This is a genomic window from Novosphingobium sp. MD-1 (assembly GCF_001014975.1).
GTDB lineage: Bacteria > Pseudomonadota > Alphaproteobacteria > Sphingomonadales > Sphingomonadaceae > Novosphingobium.
The window spans coordinates 75479-89870 of record NZ_BBXA01000029.1 but is presented as its reverse complement, the minus strand read 5'-3'; the positions used below and the strand labels follow the sequence as shown (position 1 = coordinate 89870).

Genomic DNA, 14392 nt, shown 5'->3' with positions numbered 1-14392 from the left:
TTCGCATGCGTATCTTAGGCCCCATGGCATCCGCCCTGTTCAGCGCGTTCCTGGCCATTTCCCTGATTTTCGGCAGCGTGCCGGCCGCCCATGCGCAAGCCGTGGCGCCCGCTTCCGCCGCCCCTGCTTCCACCATCGCCGCGCAGGCCGCGCCCGCTTCGGCTCCGGCCGCCGCGACCCCGTCGCCTTCGGCCGTTTCGGGCGCGCTCGACCGCGCCTTCGGTCAGATGGCCGGCAACCAGCAGGGTGGCAGCCTTTCGCTGTCGCTGCAGCTCCTGCTCATCATGGGGCTGCTCACGATCCTGCCTTCGCTGGTTCTGATGATGACCAGCTTCACCCGCATTCTCGTGGTGCTGGCGATCCTGCGGCAGGCGCTGGGGCTTCAGCAGTCGCCGCCGAACCAGGTGCTGATCGGCCTTTCGCTGTTCCTGTCGCTGTTCGTCATGGCGCCGACGCTGGACAAAGTGAACGCCAACGCGATCCAGCCCTATGCCGCCGGCACGATCAACGCCGAGCAGGCGATCAGCGCGAGCGGCAAGGAATTCCACGCCTTCATGATCCGGCAGACGCGTGAGCACGATCTGTCGATGTTCGCCGACATGGCCCACGCGCCCAAGTTCACCAACGCCGCCGACGTGCCCTTCTCGATCCTGCTGCCGGCCTTCGTGACCAGCGAGTTGAAGACCGCCTTCCAGATCGGCTTCATGCTGTTCCTGCCCTTCCTGGTGATCGACCTGGTGGTTTCGTCGGTGCTGATGAGCCTGGGCATGATGATGATGTCGCCCACGGTGATATCCTTGCCATTCAAGCTGTTGCTGTTCGTTCTTGTGGACGGGTGGGCACTGTTGATGGGCAGCCTTGCGGCAAGCTTCGGCTAGGAGAAGACGCGCCATGGACGATACTTCCGCCCTCCTTGCCCTTGCCGACCGGATGCTGTGGGTGACCGCGCTGGTCGCCGCCCCGGTCCTGCTCGCCTCGCTGGCCGTCGGTCTTGTCGTCGGCGTCATCCAGGCGGCGACCTCGGTGAACGAACAGACGCTGACCTTCGTGCCCAAGCTGGCGATCATCGCCCTGGTTCTCGTGCTGCTGGGCGGCGCGATGATGGGCCTGATCGGCGATTTCATGAAGGACATCTTCGCCCAGATCGCGGCCACCGGGAACTGAGCGCCACCCGATGATCCAGCTCAACTTCGGCTTCGGCGGACTGGAACACGAGTTCTGGCGGATGCTGTTCGTGATGACACGGATCGGCGCAGCCATGCTCGCCGCTCCGCTGTTCGGCGCGATGGCCGTCCCCTATCAGCTGCGCGTCGTGCTTTCGGCGTCGCTGGCCATCATGATCTGCGCCTGGTCGCCCGTCGCCCCGCCCCCCGCCCTGCTGTCGCTGGCCGGGCTGATGGCCACGCTCAACGAGATCATGATCGGCCTGTCGCTCGGCTTCGTGCTCCAGCTTTCCTTCGCCGCGCCCACGATCGCCGCCGAAGTGATCGGCGCCAGCATGGGCATGAGCATCGCCACCGCCGCCGACCCTTCCAGCGGCGCGCATTCGCCCGCGCTCGGCCAGTATTTCGCTGTGGTGCTGACCGTGCTGTTCCTGGGCCTTGGCGCGCATCTCAACTGGATCGCGCTGATCGTGGAAAGCTACCGCGCATTCCCGCCCGGCAGCGCCTGGTTCGCGCCCGGCCGGTTCGAAATCATCATGGGCTTCGGTTCGGTGATGTTCGCCACCGCGCTTTCGATCGCCCTGCCGGTCACGCTGCTGCTGCTGCTGGTGCAGGTGATGACCGGCGTGATCAGCCGCTCTGCCCCCAGCCTCAACCTGTTCTCGCTGGGCTTGCCGGCCGGCATCCTGGCCGGGCTGGTCGCCCTGATCGCCGCGATGCCGCTGCTGACCGACCGGCTGGAAGACCTTTCCGCCGCCGCCGTCACGCAGGCCGGCGCCATGATCGCCAAGTAGGAGCGCCGCGGTGGCCGAGGAAAATGGCGAAAAGACATTCGCCCCAAGTGAGAAGCGCAAACGGGACGCCGCCAAACGCGGCGACGTATTGCGCTCCCGCGAAGTCACTACGGCGATCGCCGTGCTCGTGGGCGCCGCCTGGCTGAAGTTCGCCGGCCCCTGGGTGCTGACCGAACTGGGCGCCACCGCCCGCGCCGGCTTCAGCTGGGATCGCGGCACGCTGGAAGATTTCTCGCCCGATCAGATGATCGTGCCGGCCATCGTCGCGCTGCTGCCGCCGGTGCTGGTCCTGGGCGGCCTGATCATGGCAGCCTCGCTCGGATCGCAGATCGGCCTCAGCGACGGGCGCTGGGTGGGCAGCAACCTTGCCCCCAAGGCATCGCGGATCAACCCGCTTTCGGGCCTGAAGCGGATGCTCGGCCTGCAGGGCTGGATCGAGCTGGGCAAGGGCCTGGCCAAGCTCGTTCTGCTCGGCAGCATCGCCTACTTGTGGATGCGCGGGCGGATTTCCGGGCTGGTTGGCCTGGGCGGAGGCGAAGTGCGGATGCAGCTTGCCTATGCCTGGGATTCGCTGCTCTCGCTGCTGTTCATGCTCGCCGGGGGACTGGTCGTGATCGCGATGATCGACTTCCCGGTCCAGTGGGCACGCCGCTTCATGCGGCTGCGCATGAGCCACCAGGACATGCGTGACGAAAGCAAGGAAGCCGAAGGTTCACCCGAAAAGAAGGGCGCGATCCGCAACAAGCAGCGCCAGCTTGCCATGGGCGGCGTGCAGAAGGCGATGCGCGAGGCTCAGTTCGTGATCACCAACCCGACCCACTTCTCGGTCGCGCTGGCCTACGACCCGGGCAAGGCCTCCGCCCCGATCGTGCTGGCCAAGGGCCGTGGCGAAAAGGCGCTCGCGATGCGCGAACTGGCCGCGGAACTGAACGTGCCGACGCTGGAATACCCCGCGCTCGCCCGTGCCGTGTACTTCACCACGCGCGAAAACCAGGTGATCCGCGAGGAGCTTTACGTCGCGGTCGCTTCGGTTCTGGCGTTCGTCCTCTCGCTGAAGCGTGGCGAAACCCCGCCCACCCCGCAAGTGGAGGTGCCGATCGAGGTGCGCTTCGATGCGGACGGCCGCCCGGAACGCCAGACAATGCATTGATCCGTCACCCCTTAACTCACCGGCCCAGGGACCGTTCTTTTCGTCATGGCTACGACCTCATCCACTTCGAGCACGACCTCGTCGACATCATCCTCGTCGGTCACGTCGACATTGCTGTCGGCCCTCGGCGGTGGCAGCGGCATCAACATGGCGTCGCTGGCTGAGCAGCTTTCGTCGGCCCAGTACGCGAGCCGGATCGACCAGCTCAGCACCAAGTACGACAAGCTGACGACGCAGATCTCGGCCGCGTCCACGCTGAAAAGCATGATCTCCTCGCTGGCCACCTCGCTCGGCACGCGCGTGCGCACGGGCGACCTTGCCGTGACGCCGACCATCACCAATGCGAGCGTGGCCTCCGTCACCAAGGGAACCCTTTCGGGCAGCGGCACCTATTCGCTGGAAGTGACTTCGGTCGCCAAGAGCCAGACGCTCAGCTCGCCGGTCTATGCCGCGTCGACCTCGACCGTAGGTTCGGGCACGCTGACGCTGAAGTTCGGCACCGTGTCCGGCTCCTCCTTCACCGAGGATACGAGCCACAGCGCCGTGAACATCACCGTGCCGACCGGCGCCACGCTGTCGGATGTAGCAACGGCGATCAACGCTTCGAGCGCAGGCGTCACCGCCTATGTCGCGAACGGCTCCAACGGCGCGCAGCTCGTGCTCAAGGGCAAGGATGGCGCGGCCAACGGCTTCGTCCTGGAAGCATCTGAAAACGCCTCCGATCCGGGCCTGTCGAATCTCGCCTGGTCCCCTTCCGGCGATCTTTCGCGCTTGACCACCACCGCGACCGACGCGGTGTTCAAGCTGGACGGCGTGCAGCGCACGAGCACGTCCAACACCATCACCGACGCCGCGCCGGGCCTGACGCTCAAGCTGACCGGCACCAATGCCGGCTCGCCCACGACCATCGGCTTTTCCGACCCCACCAGCGCCATTTCGACGGCCATGTCCGATCTCGTCGACGCGCTGAACTCGGTCGCGGGCGAACTGAAGAACGACACGGATCCCAACTCGGGTGCGTTGAACAACGATCCCGGCGCGCGATCGCTGCAGAACACGCTGACGACGCTTGGCAGCACGGTGATCATGCCCAACGCCGCCGCCGGCGCGCCCAAGACGCTGTCCGATCTCGGGCTGGTGATCCAGCGCGACGGCACGTTCACGCTGGATTCGAACCGCCTGTCCGCCACGCTGGCGAACTACCCTTCCGAATCCGCGGCCATGTTCACCAACGGCCTGTATGGCGTCTACGCCTCGTTCGACAAGATCTCGCGCAACCTCACCTCGGCAGTGGACCCCAGTTCGCTGACCGGGACCGTCAACCGCCTGACGGCGGCGCAGACCAAGGCCGCGAGCGACAAGAGCGATCTTGCCGCCCAACAGGAAACGCTGCGCCAGCAGATGGTCAGCCGCTTCGCCTCGCTCGACACGCGGCTTAGCGCGTCGAAATCGACGCTGTCCTTCCTGCAGGCGCAGATCTCCGCCTGGAACTCCAAGAGCTCCAGTGGCTGATGCGGTATCTCCGGGATCCCAGCGAGGCCTATCGCCGGGTCGATTTTGACGCCCGCGTGTTCGGCGCCGATCCGCGACAACTGGTGGACCTGTGCCTGGAACAGTTCACCGGCTCGCTATCGCGCGCGATCTATGCGGCGGGGCGCGGCGACAATGCCGCGAAAAGCGCGGCGCTCACGCGCGCCGTTTCCTCGCTGCTGGCGCTGGAAATGGGGGTGGATACCGCCAACCCTACCGGCCCCGCGCTCATCCAGCTCTACCAGGCTGCACGCCGCTCGGTGCTTGATTCCGCGGTGAACTTCGACGCGGAACGGTTGACCACCATTCGCGCGGACTTCCTCGAGATCCGTCAGGCCATGCTGCAAGCGGCGCGCGGCTGAACGCCGCCGCCGTTCGTCGCGCTTGCGATCAGGCTCTCATCATGGATTGCGGACGGATTGATCGATCCGGACCGGTCGCGGACACATCTGTCCGCCGGTCACGATCCCCCGCACCGGCCCCGCCCCTTGTCCCCGAAGGCTATGGGACGCACGGTCCGGATCGATCGCCGTGCCGGCATCGGGTCAACACCGCCCGCTGCCGGCCTCAACCAATATTGCAACAGCCGATCATGGCGGCCGCGAGTTCATCCAGCGCCACCTCGCGCGAAGCGGCATCGAGTTCGATGGCGGCCGTCGGCGCTTCGGCTACCAGCGCGGTCTTGCGGTCCTGCGCGAAGGTATCGCAGCCGGCTTCGCGCAACAGCTTCAGTCCCTTCGCGCCATCGCTGCCCATACCGGTCAGCACCGCGCCCACTGCGGGAACCGCGCCACGCGCGATCGAGCCGTAGAGCAGATTGGCGGAAGGTCGCGCGCCCTCGATCGGTTCGCGCGCGATCAGGCGGATGCGCGGCGGCGTACCCGGTTCCACCACGACATGGCATTCGGGATCGGCGGCGATGTGGATCGTGCCCTGGCTGAGCGCCGCGCCGTCCTTCGCCGCCTTCACCGCGCACTTCAGGTCGGTGTTCAGCCGTTTGATGAACGTTTCGACGAGGGCCGGCTCCGCCTGGAGGGCGACGATGGTCGGCGGGCAATTGGACGGAAAATCGGAAAGGAGCGTCGTCAGCGCGTCGATCCCGCCCATCGAGGCGCTGCACGCCACGATGCGGCCGTTCCATTCGAACTGGGCATCGACCTGCTTCTGGTCCCGCACGGTCTTGCGATCGCGCACGTTGCTGTTGGCGGCCGCCAGCACGATCTTGCCCAGCTTGCCGACCGACTTGTTGAACTGTTCCGGCGTGGCGCGCAGCGGCTTGGGAAAGCACTCCACCGCGCCCAGCTCGAACGCCTTGAGCGAGGTTTCGGTGCCCGCCTGCGTCAGGCTCGACAGCATGACGACGGGCAGCGGATTGTACTCCATGATCTCCTCAAGGAACTCGATTCCGCTCATGCCCGGCATTTCGACGTCGAGCGTGATCACGTTCGGGCGCAGCGCGTCGATCTGGTCGCGCGCCTCGGCGGCATTGGCCGCCGCGCCCACGACCCGGACGTTCTTCGCCTGGTCCAGAATATCCGAAAACAGCGCGCGCATCGCGGCTGAATCGTCAACGACAAGAACTCTTGCTTCGTGCATTTGCTTGCAAACCTTCGCCTGCAGGCGTGCCCAGGCGGCACCCCTTCACGGCAAACAGGCTTAACGCTTTATCACCAAGCAAATTGCATCCGCGGGGATAGGTATCTCAACCTAGGTTCCCCTCAAGGCAGCCTTTGCGCCTCGATGGTTAAGAAGCATCCCAGCGAAAACGGCCGGGCCGCCAGCCCGCCGGGATCGGATGCACGCCACGCGAAGGAACCGTCACGATGCCGACCATAACCCTGCCATCGCGCTGCGATCGGGCTGCCGCCGAAGCGGTGCTGCCCGCGATGATCGCATCGCTTGGTTCAGGCCCGCTGCAGATCGACGCGCGCGAATGCACGCAGATCGGGCAGGCCATGTTGCAATTGCTGGTCAGCGCGCGCCGTTCGCAAGGCGGAGCAACCATTCTCCCCTCGCCCGTCCTGCAGGACATCGCCCGCCTGGCGGGCCTGCAAGCCGACCTGTTCGATGGAGGCGCGGCATGACCAGCGAGGAAATCCAGGCCATCTTCTTCGCGGAATGCGAGGAATCGCTGGCCGCCGCCGAAACCGGGCTGGCCGCCTGCCAGCAGGGCACGCAGGATGAGGATACCGTGAACGCGGTGTTCCGCGGCGTCCATTCGATCAAGGGTGGCGCCGGCGCCTTCGGCTTCATCGCGCTCCAGGCGTTCACGCACACGTTCGAGACGCTGCTTTCGGATGTGCGCGATGGCACCGTGCCGCTGACCGAACCGCTGATCGAGTTGCTGCTGCGCGCGCTCGATACGCTGAGCGATCATGTCGCCGCCGCGCAGGGCGCCGGCGAGACCCCGGAAGACACCGCCTTGCTGGCCGAGCTGACAGCGGCGCAAGCCGCCAACGCCGGCGGCGCGGCCGCTCCGGCTCCCGAACCGCCGGCTCCCGAACCTAAGGCCAAACCGGCCAAGAGCGCCAAGGCGAAGCCGGCACCCGAACCCGCTCCGGAGGCGCAGGACGCCCCCAATGCAGATCTCGACATCGATCTCGACGCTATGCTCGACGATCTCGCCGGGGCCATGGGCGGATCGTCGCCCGAGGCTGACAGCGAGGACGATGATGCCGAGGGGCGCTGGGAAATGCGCGTCCGGCCTCAAGCCGGCGCGATGCGCAACGGCAGCGAACCGGTGCTGATGCTGCGCGAAGCCATCGAACTGGGTGGCCGCTGCGAGCTGTGCGATATCTCGGAAGTCCCGCCGCTCGACAAGATCGATCCGGAAACCGGCTATCTCGGCTGGCATTTCAGCTTCCCGGGCGACGTTAACGAAACCGCCGTTCGCGACATTTTCGATTTCATCGGCGACGAATGCGATCTCGTGATCGGGCGGGGCCTTGCCATGCCGCCGGTGCAGTTGCCCGAGCCGAAGCCCGGCAACGGCGCGCCCGCTGCCCCTGCCCCGGCTTCGGCGGCGGTACGGGAACCACCGCGCCAGGCGCCTTCCGCCGCGCCGCCGGCAGCGCCGGCTGCTGCTGCGGCGGCGAACCAGACGATCCGCATCGAACTGGGCAAGCTGGACCGCCTGATCGACGCGGTCGGGGAACTGGTGATCGCGCAGGCGATGATGGCACAACGCCTGGTCAGCGAAGGCGTGGCCGCGACCGAGGAGCTGACCATCCTCGAAAGCCTGACGCGCGACATTCAGGAAAGCGCGATGTCCATCCGCGCACAGCCGATCGGTTCGGTGTTCAGCCGTGTCCCGCGCATCCTGCGCGAACTGACCCAGTCCACCGGCAAGCATGTGCGGCTGGACGTGTCGGGCGAAAGCACGGAACTGGACAAGACCGTGATCGAGCGGCTGGGCGAACCGCTCACGCACCTGATCCGCAACGCGGTGGACCATGGCATCGAGGAAGCCGACCAGCGGGTGGCCGCCGGAAAATCCCCGGAAGGCACGCTGACGCTTTCCGCCGAACACCGTTCCAGCCGCATCGTGATCCGCATTGCGGACGACGGGCGCGGCATCGATCGGGAACGCGTGCTGGCCAAGGCGATCGAGAAGGGCCTCGTGCCCGCCGATGTCCAGCTGTCGAAGGAAGAAATCGACCAGTTGATCTTCGCACCCGGCTTTTCCACCGCGCAGACCATATCCAACATCTCCGGCCGTGGCGTGGGCATGGACGTGGTGCGCCAGAACGTGAAGGATCTGGGCGGCCGCATCACCATCGAATCCGAACCCGGCAAGGGCACGGCGTTCATCCTGACGATGCCGCTGACACTGGCCATTTCCGATGGCATGGTCGTCAACGTGGGCGACCAGACGCTGGTCATTCCGCTGGCCAACGTGGTCGAAAGCCTGCGTCCCGACATCGAGCAGGTGAAGGGCCTGGGCACGCAGCGCGCGATGATCAACGTGCGCGGACGGTTCATCCCGATCATTCCGCTGCACGCGTCCGTGGGCGCGGTGGGCGCCACCGAAGCGCCCGACCACGGCGTGCTGATCGTGGTGGAAACCGAAGGCGCGGGCCGCGCGGCGCTGCTGGTCGATGCCATACGCGATCAGCGGCAGGTCGTGATCAAGAGCCTCGACACGCATTACCGGTCCGTCGAAGGCGTGGCCGGAGCGACGATCCTCGGTGACGGGCGCGTGGCGCTGATCATCGACGTGGACGGCCTGGTTGCGCGCAGCCTGTCCGCCTCCGCCGCGCAGACGCCGACGCAGGCGCAGGAGGCCGCATGAACATCGCCGCCGCGTTCGAGCCATCGATGCCCGGGATCAGCCCGGGCATCTACGACAACGACGATTTCACCGCCATCAGCGAGATCGCGCACCGCGAGGCCGGGCTCGTCCTGCCGCCGGGCAAGGCCATGCTAGTCTATTCGCGCCTGGCCCCCCTGGTGCGGGATTCCGGCTGCGCCACGTTCGGCTCCTATGTCATGCGCATCCGCGAGGACAACGAGGAACGGTCGCGCGCGATCTGCGCCCTCACGACGAACCACACGTTCTTCTATCGCGAAGCGCATCATTTCGAGCATTTTGCGCAGGAATTGCGGCCGGACTTCGTGAAGCGGCTGGAACGCGGCGGGAAGCTGCGCATCTGGTCCGCCGGCTGCTCCAGCGGCGAGGAAACGTGGTCGCTGCTGATGACCCTGCTCGGCCCCGAACGGAACGCCGGGCTGGCGATCGCCCAGCGCGACGTGCGGATGCTGTCCAGCGACATCGCGGTCCACGCGCTGCACAAGGCCAGTGCCGCCCGCTACCGCGCGGAGGATCTGAAGCCGGTGCCCGAACGCCTGCGCGAAGCCTGGTGCCGGATCGACGGCGCAGATGCCACGATCGCGCCGGAAATGCAGGCCCTCGTCCGTTTCCGCTCGCTCAACCTGCAAGGCCCCTGGCCCATGCGCGGGGAGTTCGATGTCATCTTCTGCCGGAACGTCATGATCTATTTCGACACGCCCACCAAGGAACGGCTGGTGGCCCGCTTCGCACAGCAGCTGGCGCCAGGCGGGCATCTCTACATCGGCCACAGCGAGCGCGTGACCGGGCCGGCGCTGGAACACCTTACCAGCGTTGGGCCCACGATCTATCGCAAGGGAGACAGACGATGAGCCAACGCCCGATCCGCGTGGTCGTCGTCGAGGATTCTCCGACCATGCGCGCTATCCTCCACACCCGCCTGTCCAGGGAGGGCGACATCGAGGTGGTCGCGTCTGCCGCGAACGCCGCCGAAGGCCGCCAGATGATCCGCGAGCTGGACCCCGACGTGGTCACGCTCGACGTGGAAATGCCCGGCATGAACGGCCTGGATTTCCTCGAGAAGATCATGAAGCTGCGCCCCACGCCCGTCATCATCGTCTCGGGCGCGACCCAGCAGGGCAACGAAACCACCGCCCGCGCGCTCACGCTGGGTGCGGTGGAGTGTTACGCCAAGAGCCAGATTTCGGGCACGCTGCCGCTCGACGATGGCGGAAAGCTGGCGCGCCTGGTGCGCGATGCCGCGAAAGTGCGCTTCGCGAACGACGCCGCGCCGGCCGCGCCCATCACCGCCGCGCCCCCTCCCCCGCCTCCGGCGAACAGAAAGGGACCGCCCAAGGTCATCGTCATCGGCTCGTCCACCGGGGGCGTGGAAGCCCTGCACACGTTGCTTTCGGAGTTTCCGGCCGATTGCCCGCCCACGCTGGTGGTCCAGCACATCAACGAGCGGTTCACCGCCGCGGTGGCGCGCACGCTGGACGGAACCTGCGCCGCGAACGTGGTGCTGGCGCAGCCCGATCTTCCACTCCGGCCGGGCCACATCTATTTCCCGCCGGACAACGACCGCCACCTTCTGGTCAGCGGCCCGCAAATCCTGCGCACCAAACTGCGTGAGGGCGATCGCATCTCCGGCCACCGGCCCAGCGTGGACGCCCTGTTTCAGTCGGCGGCGGACGTGGTGGGCAAGGACGCGATCGGCATCCTCCTGACCGGCATGGGGGCCGACGGCGCCAAGGGTCTGCTGTCCATGGCCCGCGCCGGCGCGCTGACGATCGCGCAGGATGAAGCAACCTGCGCGGTCTTCGGGATGCCCCGGGCAGCCATCGCGCTGGGCGCCGCCAGCATCGTCGCCCCGATCGACCAGATCGCCCGGCACACCTTCAGCAAGGCCGCCTGACATGTACCATCGACCTCTTGTTGTTTCCCATCCGCAGCGGCGAACGGTCATGCAGGGTCAGGCCTTCGCCAGCGACAGCGTGGACGAGGAATTCACCACCGTCCTGGGCAGTTGCGTGTCCACCTGCCTCTATGATCCGGAGGTGCGCGTGGGCGGCATGAACCACTTCCTGCTGGCGGAACCGCCCAGTTCGAACCCGTCCGCGGCGATCGACGTTCACTACGGCGTCTATCTGATGGAAGTGCTGGTCAACGAGATGCTGGCCCGGGGCGCGCGGAAGCACCGGCTGAAGGCGCATCTTTACGGCGGCGCGAACGTGAACCGGACGATGATGAAGATCGGTTCGATCAATGCGGAGTTCGCCCGCGGTTTCCTGACCCGCGAAGGCATCGTGCTGATGCGCGAGGACCTGGGCGGCACGCAGGCGCGCCGCGTCGATTTCCGGCCGGCATCGGGGCAGGTCCGCTGCCGCTTGGTGGAGGAACGCCTTGCCCCGCCCGTTCAACCCACCACCCGCCCGCAAAAGGCGTCGGGCGACGTCGAACTGTTCTGACAGGACACCCTTCATACTCGAAAGCGAACCACGACATGACCAAATCCACCCGAATCCTGACCGTCGACGACAGCCCGAGCATGCGTGCCCTGCTCAACCACGCCCTTGCCTCGAACGGCTTCGACGTGGCGCAGGCCGAAGACGGCATGGCCGCGCTCGACTGGCTGGAAAGCAACGAAGTCGATGTCGTCATCACCGACATCAACATGCCCCGTCTGGACGGCTTTGGCCTGATCGAGCGCCTGCGCGAAGGCGAACGGCACCGCGATCGCCCGATCCTGGTGCTCACCACCGAAAGTTCGGACGAGAAGAAGGCGCGCGCCCGCGCCGCCGGCGCGACCGGGTGGATCGTGAAGCCGTTCGATCCCGCCAAGCTCGTCGCGGCGGTGCGCCGTGTCACCCACTGATGGCTGGACGGGAGACAAGCCGATGATCCGCGAACTGATCACTTTCGAAGTCGAAGGCCAGGTCTTCGGGCTGGACATCATGTCCATCCGCGAGATCCGCGCCTGGTCACCCACCACGCGCCTGCCCCGCGTGCCTTCCTATGTCGCGGGCGTGGTCAACCTGCGTGGCACCGTGCTGCCCGTGGTCGATCTTGCCGCCCGCCTGGGCTGGAACCCGACCGAACCCACCCCCCGCCACGCGATCATCGTCACCCAGATGGATGCCCAGATCGGCGGATGGATCGTGGATGCCGTCAGCGACATCGTCACCGTGCCGGAAGAGGCGTTGCAGCCGCCCCCGCCCAGCACCGGCCACGACACGGTCATTCCGTTCCTCGAAGGGCTTGCCGCCATCGACGAACGCATGGTCATGGTTCTCAACCTCGCCGCGCTGAGCAACGAAGCCCAGCTCGCCGAAGCCGCCTGACGCATGGAGGATATCGATGAACCAGGAGGCAACCCACCGGCAGATCGCCATCGTCCTTGAGGAACTGTCGCAGGAAGTCGAAGCGCTTGGCGCGTCGCTCTGCCTCGATCCCGATATCGTCGTCCGCCACATGACCACCCTGCAGGCGATCGACATGATCGGCCAGAAACAGCGTTCGCTCGCCTCGCTGCTGACGGCCGATTGCCCGGCCGCCAGTATCGAGAAGATCGCCATCGACGCGCTGCGGGAAAGATTGCGCCTGTTCGGATAGCATCTCGACCTGCCCGGAGCGGGCAGCGCGCGCCGACGCGTCCGCCCGCTCCGACCGTCTGCCGCCCGTCTGCCTTCCCCCAGGCGGATGCGAAATTGTGGGGAACCCCGCCGATGGCGGCTGGACTTCGCCCGTGGCCCTGCGCCATGGAATGTCCCCATGTGGCAACTCTATCAGTTTCCCCTTTGCCCGTTCAGCCGCAAGGTTCGCCTGCTGCTTAGCGAAAAGGGTGTCGGCTATGAACTGTGGCGCGAAAATCCGTGGGAACAGCGCGACGAATTCACGCGCATGAACCCCGCCGGCCGCACGCCGGTGCTGCACAATCCGGAGCGCGAGATCACGCTGGTCGACAGCCGGGCGATCTGCGAATACTTCGAGGAAACGGTCGACAAGACGCCGATGATCAACGGCACCGCCGCCAACCGCGCCGAAATACGCCGGCTGGTGGCGCTATTCGACGAAAATTTCTTCGCCGACGTAACGCACCCGCTGATGGAAGAACGGATGCGCAAGCGGCTGATCTACCGCCAGCCGCCGGACAGCCGTCTGCTGCGTGAAGCGATGCGGCTGGCCAACGCCCATCTCGACTATATCGACTACCTGATCGACAACCGTCCCTGGCTGGCCGGCGCAACGATGAGCCTCGCCGACCTTGCCGCCGCCGCGCAGATTTCGGTGGCGGACTACCTCGGCGGCATCGACTGGTCACAGCACGAACAGGCGCGCGGCTGGTATTCGGTGTTCAAGAGCCGGCCCAGCTTCCGCCCGCTCCTGTCCGAACGCATGGACGTGATCCAGCCGCCCTCGCACTATGGCGACGTGAACGCCTGACCCCGGCGTTCACGCGCTGCCTTGGCAGGAATCAGGCCGCGCGGGGCTTGGAACCGAAACGGCCCTGCTTGCGGAAGCGAACCATCCACCGCTCCAGGAACAGCGCCAGCGGTCGCGGATGCACGCCCAAGTCGCGGATGCCCGGCAACGTTCCCGTCGCGGCACTACCCGCCTTGAGCAGCAACCACTGGTCCCGCGTCAGCGGTGCGCCGGGCAGCCAGCCGAAAGCCGCGATCAGGCCGGACACGCCATCGGGCAGATCGATGAACGTGCGCTCGCGCGCTTCCGCCCGGGCGATCCGGCGGTTGAGATCGCCCATCGTGATCACTTCGGGACCCGCCAGCTCATAGACCTTGCCCGCATGGGCTTCAGGATGGGCCAACGCGTTGCCGACCGCTTCGGCCGCGTCGTCCACGCTCAGCGGCTGCAACCGCGCATCCGGACCGAATACCGGCACCACCGGGAACACCGCGATGATCCGCCCGAACATGGTGACGAACTGGTCATCGTCGCCAAACAGCACCGACGGGCGCAGGATCGTCGCGCCGGGGAACGCGGCGCGCACCGCCGCCTCGCCTTCGGCCTTGGTCCGCGCGTAGGCCACGGGCGACCCGGCGTCGGCGCCCAGCGCCGAGATATGCACGAACGCGCCCGCCCCGGCCTGCGCCGCCGCGGCGGCGATGCGCCCGGCGCCCTCGCCTTGAATCGCGTCGAGATCGCCCTTGAAGGCCCCGACCAGGTTCACGACCGCGTCCGCACCAAAGACGGCGGCGGCGACCGCATCAGGCTTGTTCACATCCACGCGCAGGAACTGCACCTGGCCAAGATTGCCCAGCGGCTTGAGATGAAACGCCTTTTCCGGATGCCGGCTGCAGATCCGCAGGCGCGCGCCGCGTGCCAGCAGTTCCTGCGCCAGATGCGTGCCGAAAAAGCCGCTGCCGCCGATCAACGTGACCAGCCTGCCTTCAAGATCGCGCGTCCTGCCCTTGCCCATATCCGTCAACCCGCCAGAAAATAGCCGTGC

17 protein-coding genes are annotated in these 14392 nt (G+C 66.6%); 15 read left to right on the top strand and 2 right to left on the bottom strand.

All coding sequences use genetic code 11. From position 1 onward, the window contains the following. Nucleotides 1-5: 5 nt before the first annotated feature. From fliP to fliS, 6 genes are read left to right on the top strand one after another with little or no spacing between them, the layout of a single operon-like run. The gene (gene fliP, locus NMD1_RS11945; RefSeq protein ID WP_125954926.1) at nucleotides 6-878 is read left to right on the top strand and encodes a flagellar type III secretion system pore protein FliP; all 873 of its coding nucleotides are present in this window, start codon (nucleotides 6-8) and stop codon (nucleotides 876-878) included. A gap of 13 nt (nucleotides 879-891) precedes the next feature. Then, nucleotides 892-1164 carry a flagellar biosynthetic protein FliQ gene (locus NMD1_RS11940; protein ID WP_124809267.1) on the top strand — a complete coding sequence of 91 codons (273 nt, stop codon included), beginning with the start codon at nucleotides 892-894 and terminating at the stop codon, nucleotides 1162-1164. A gap of 10 nt (nucleotides 1165-1174) precedes the next feature. Further along, a complete protein-coding gene (gene fliR, locus NMD1_RS11935; protein WP_124809268.1) occupies nucleotides 1175-1957 on the top strand; it encodes a flagellar biosynthetic protein FliR in 783 nt (260 codons plus the stop codon). A 10-nt stretch (nucleotides 1958-1967) separates the two neighbouring features. Further along, nucleotides 1968-3107 carry a flagellar biosynthesis protein FlhB gene (locus NMD1_RS11930; RefSeq protein WP_125954925.1) on the top strand — a complete coding sequence of 380 codons (1140 nt, stop codon included), beginning with the start codon at nucleotides 1968-1970 and terminating at the stop codon, nucleotides 3105-3107. Nucleotides 3108-3152: 45 nt separating this feature from the next. Then, nucleotides 3153-4619 (top strand): flagellar filament capping protein FliD, encoded by a 1467-nt coding sequence (gene fliD, locus NMD1_RS11925; protein ID WP_125954924.1) that lies wholly within the window; start codon nucleotides 3153-3155, stop codon nucleotides 4617-4619. Next, nucleotides 4619-4999: a flagellar export chaperone FliS gene (gene fliS, locus NMD1_RS11920; RefSeq protein ID WP_124809271.1), complete on the top strand. Its 381-nt coding sequence runs from the start codon at nucleotides 4619-4621 to the stop codon at nucleotides 4997-4999. The genes fliD and fliS overlap by 1 nt, the downstream gene beginning before the upstream one ends. 205 nt (nucleotides 5000-5204) lie before the next feature. Here fliS and NMD1_RS11915 read toward each other — a convergent pair whose 3' ends face one another. Then, entirely contained in the window at nucleotides 5205-6233 is a 1029-nt protein-coding gene (locus NMD1_RS11915; protein WP_125954923.1) for a chemotaxis protein CheB, read from the bottom strand. A gap of 227 nt (nucleotides 6234-6460) precedes the next feature. Here NMD1_RS11915 and NMD1_RS11910 point away from each other — a divergent pair, with 227 nt between their 5' ends. From NMD1_RS11910 to NMD1_RS11870, 9 genes are all read left to right on the top strand, one after another. Beyond that, nucleotides 6461-6721 carry an STAS domain-containing protein gene (locus NMD1_RS11910; RefSeq protein ID WP_125954922.1) on the top strand — a complete coding sequence of 87 codons (261 nt, stop codon included), beginning with the start codon at nucleotides 6461-6463 and terminating at the stop codon, nucleotides 6719-6721. Further along, on the top strand, nucleotides 6718-8928 hold the full coding sequence (locus tag NMD1_RS11905) for a chemotaxis protein CheA (protein WP_125954921.1): 2211 nt from the start codon (nucleotides 6718-6720) through the stop codon (nucleotides 8926-8928). The genes NMD1_RS11910 and NMD1_RS11905 overlap by 4 nt, the downstream gene beginning before the upstream one ends. Beyond that, nucleotides 8925-9797 (top strand): protein-glutamate O-methyltransferase CheR, encoded by an 873-nt coding sequence (locus NMD1_RS11900; protein ID WP_125954920.1) that lies wholly within the window; start codon nucleotides 8925-8927, stop codon nucleotides 9795-9797. The genes NMD1_RS11905 and NMD1_RS11900 overlap by 4 nt, the downstream gene beginning before the upstream one ends. After that, the gene (gene cheB, locus NMD1_RS11895) at nucleotides 9794-10840 is read left to right on the top strand and encodes a chemotaxis-specific protein-glutamate methyltransferase CheB (protein WP_125954919.1); all 1047 of its coding nucleotides are present in this window, start codon (nucleotides 9794-9796) and stop codon (nucleotides 10838-10840) included. The genes NMD1_RS11900 and cheB overlap by 4 nt, the downstream gene beginning before the upstream one ends. A gap of 1 nt (nucleotide 10841) precedes the next feature. Beyond that, nucleotides 10842-11393 carry a chemotaxis protein CheD gene (locus tag NMD1_RS11890; RefSeq protein ID WP_125954918.1) on the top strand — a complete coding sequence of 184 codons (552 nt, stop codon included), beginning with the start codon at nucleotides 10842-10844 and terminating at the stop codon, nucleotides 11391-11393. 35 nt (nucleotides 11394-11428) lie between these two features. After that, the gene (locus NMD1_RS11885) at nucleotides 11429-11800 is read left to right on the top strand and encodes a response regulator (protein ID WP_125954917.1); all 372 of its coding nucleotides are present in this window, start codon (nucleotides 11429-11431) and stop codon (nucleotides 11798-11800) included. Between the two features lie 22 nt (nucleotides 11801-11822). After that, nucleotides 11823-12266, top strand: a complete 444-nt coding sequence (locus NMD1_RS11880; RefSeq protein ID WP_124809310.1) for a chemotaxis protein CheW — start codon at nucleotides 11823-11825, stop codon at nucleotides 12264-12266. 16 nt (nucleotides 12267-12282) lie between these two features. Continuing rightward, nucleotides 12283-12537 carry a hypothetical protein gene (locus tag NMD1_RS11875; RefSeq protein WP_124809279.1) on the top strand — a complete coding sequence of 85 codons (255 nt, stop codon included), beginning with the start codon at nucleotides 12283-12285 and terminating at the stop codon, nucleotides 12535-12537. 159 nt (nucleotides 12538-12696) lie between these two features. Beyond that, nucleotides 12697-13368, top strand: a complete 672-nt coding sequence (locus NMD1_RS11870) for a glutathione S-transferase family protein (protein WP_124809280.1) — start codon at nucleotides 12697-12699, stop codon at nucleotides 13366-13368. A gap of 31 nt (nucleotides 13369-13399) precedes the next feature. Here the strand turns inward: NMD1_RS11870 and NMD1_RS11865 are convergent, their stop codons facing one another. Next, on the bottom strand, nucleotides 13400-14362 hold the full coding sequence (locus tag NMD1_RS11865) for a complex I NDUFA9 subunit family protein (RefSeq protein ID WP_125954916.1): 963 nt from the start codon (nucleotides 14360-14362) through the stop codon (nucleotides 13400-13402). Between the last annotated feature and the right edge of the window lie 30 nt (nucleotides 14363-14392).

Excerpts from the sequence above, each read along its gene's own strand:
- fliP (WP_125954926.1), top strand. The coding sequence starts at position 6 with ATGCGTATCTTAGGCCCCATGGCATCCGCCCTGTTCAGCGCGTTCCTG.
- NMD1_RS11940 (WP_124809267.1), top strand. The coding sequence starts at position 892 with ATGGACGATACTTCCGCCCTCCTTGCCCTTGCCGACCGGATGCTGTGG.
- fliR (WP_124809268.1), top strand. The coding sequence starts at position 1,175 with ATGATCCAGCTCAACTTCGGCTTCGGCGGACTGGAACACGAGTTCTGG.
- fliD (WP_125954924.1), top strand. The coding sequence starts at position 3,153 with ATGGCTACGACCTCATCCACTTCGAGCACGACCTCGTCGACATCATCC.
- fliS (WP_124809271.1), top strand. The coding sequence starts at position 4,619 with ATGCGGTATCTCCGGGATCCCAGCGAGGCCTATCGCCGGGTCGATTTT.
- NMD1_RS11915 (WP_125954923.1), bottom strand. The coding sequence starts at position 6,233 with ATGCACGAAGCAAGAGTTCTTGTCGTTGACGATTCAGCCGCGATGCGC.
- NMD1_RS11910 (WP_125954922.1), top strand. The coding sequence starts at position 6,461 with ATGCCGACCATAACCCTGCCATCGCGCTGCGATCGGGCTGCCGCCGAA.
- NMD1_RS11905 (WP_125954921.1), top strand. The coding sequence starts at position 6,718 with ATGACCAGCGAGGAAATCCAGGCCATCTTCTTCGCGGAATGCGAGGAA.
- NMD1_RS11900 (WP_125954920.1), top strand. The coding sequence starts at position 8,925 with ATGAACATCGCCGCCGCGTTCGAGCCATCGATGCCCGGGATCAGCCCG.
- cheB (WP_125954919.1), top strand. The coding sequence starts at position 9,794 with ATGAGCCAACGCCCGATCCGCGTGGTCGTCGTCGAGGATTCTCCGACC.
- NMD1_RS11890 (WP_125954918.1), top strand. The coding sequence starts at position 10,842 with ATGTACCATCGACCTCTTGTTGTTTCCCATCCGCAGCGGCGAACGGTC.
- NMD1_RS11885 (WP_125954917.1), top strand. The coding sequence starts at position 11,429 with ATGACCAAATCCACCCGAATCCTGACCGTCGACGACAGCCCGAGCATG.
- NMD1_RS11880 (WP_124809310.1), top strand. The coding sequence starts at position 11,823 with ATGATCCGCGAACTGATCACTTTCGAAGTCGAAGGCCAGGTCTTCGGG.
- NMD1_RS11875 (WP_124809279.1), top strand. The coding sequence starts at position 12,283 with ATGAACCAGGAGGCAACCCACCGGCAGATCGCCATCGTCCTTGAGGAA.
- NMD1_RS11870 (WP_124809280.1), top strand. The coding sequence starts at position 12,697 with ATGTGGCAACTCTATCAGTTTCCCCTTTGCCCGTTCAGCCGCAAGGTT.
- NMD1_RS11865 (WP_125954916.1), bottom strand. The coding sequence starts at position 14,362 with ATGGGCAAGGGCAGGACGCGCGATCTTGAAGGCAGGCTGGTCACGTTG.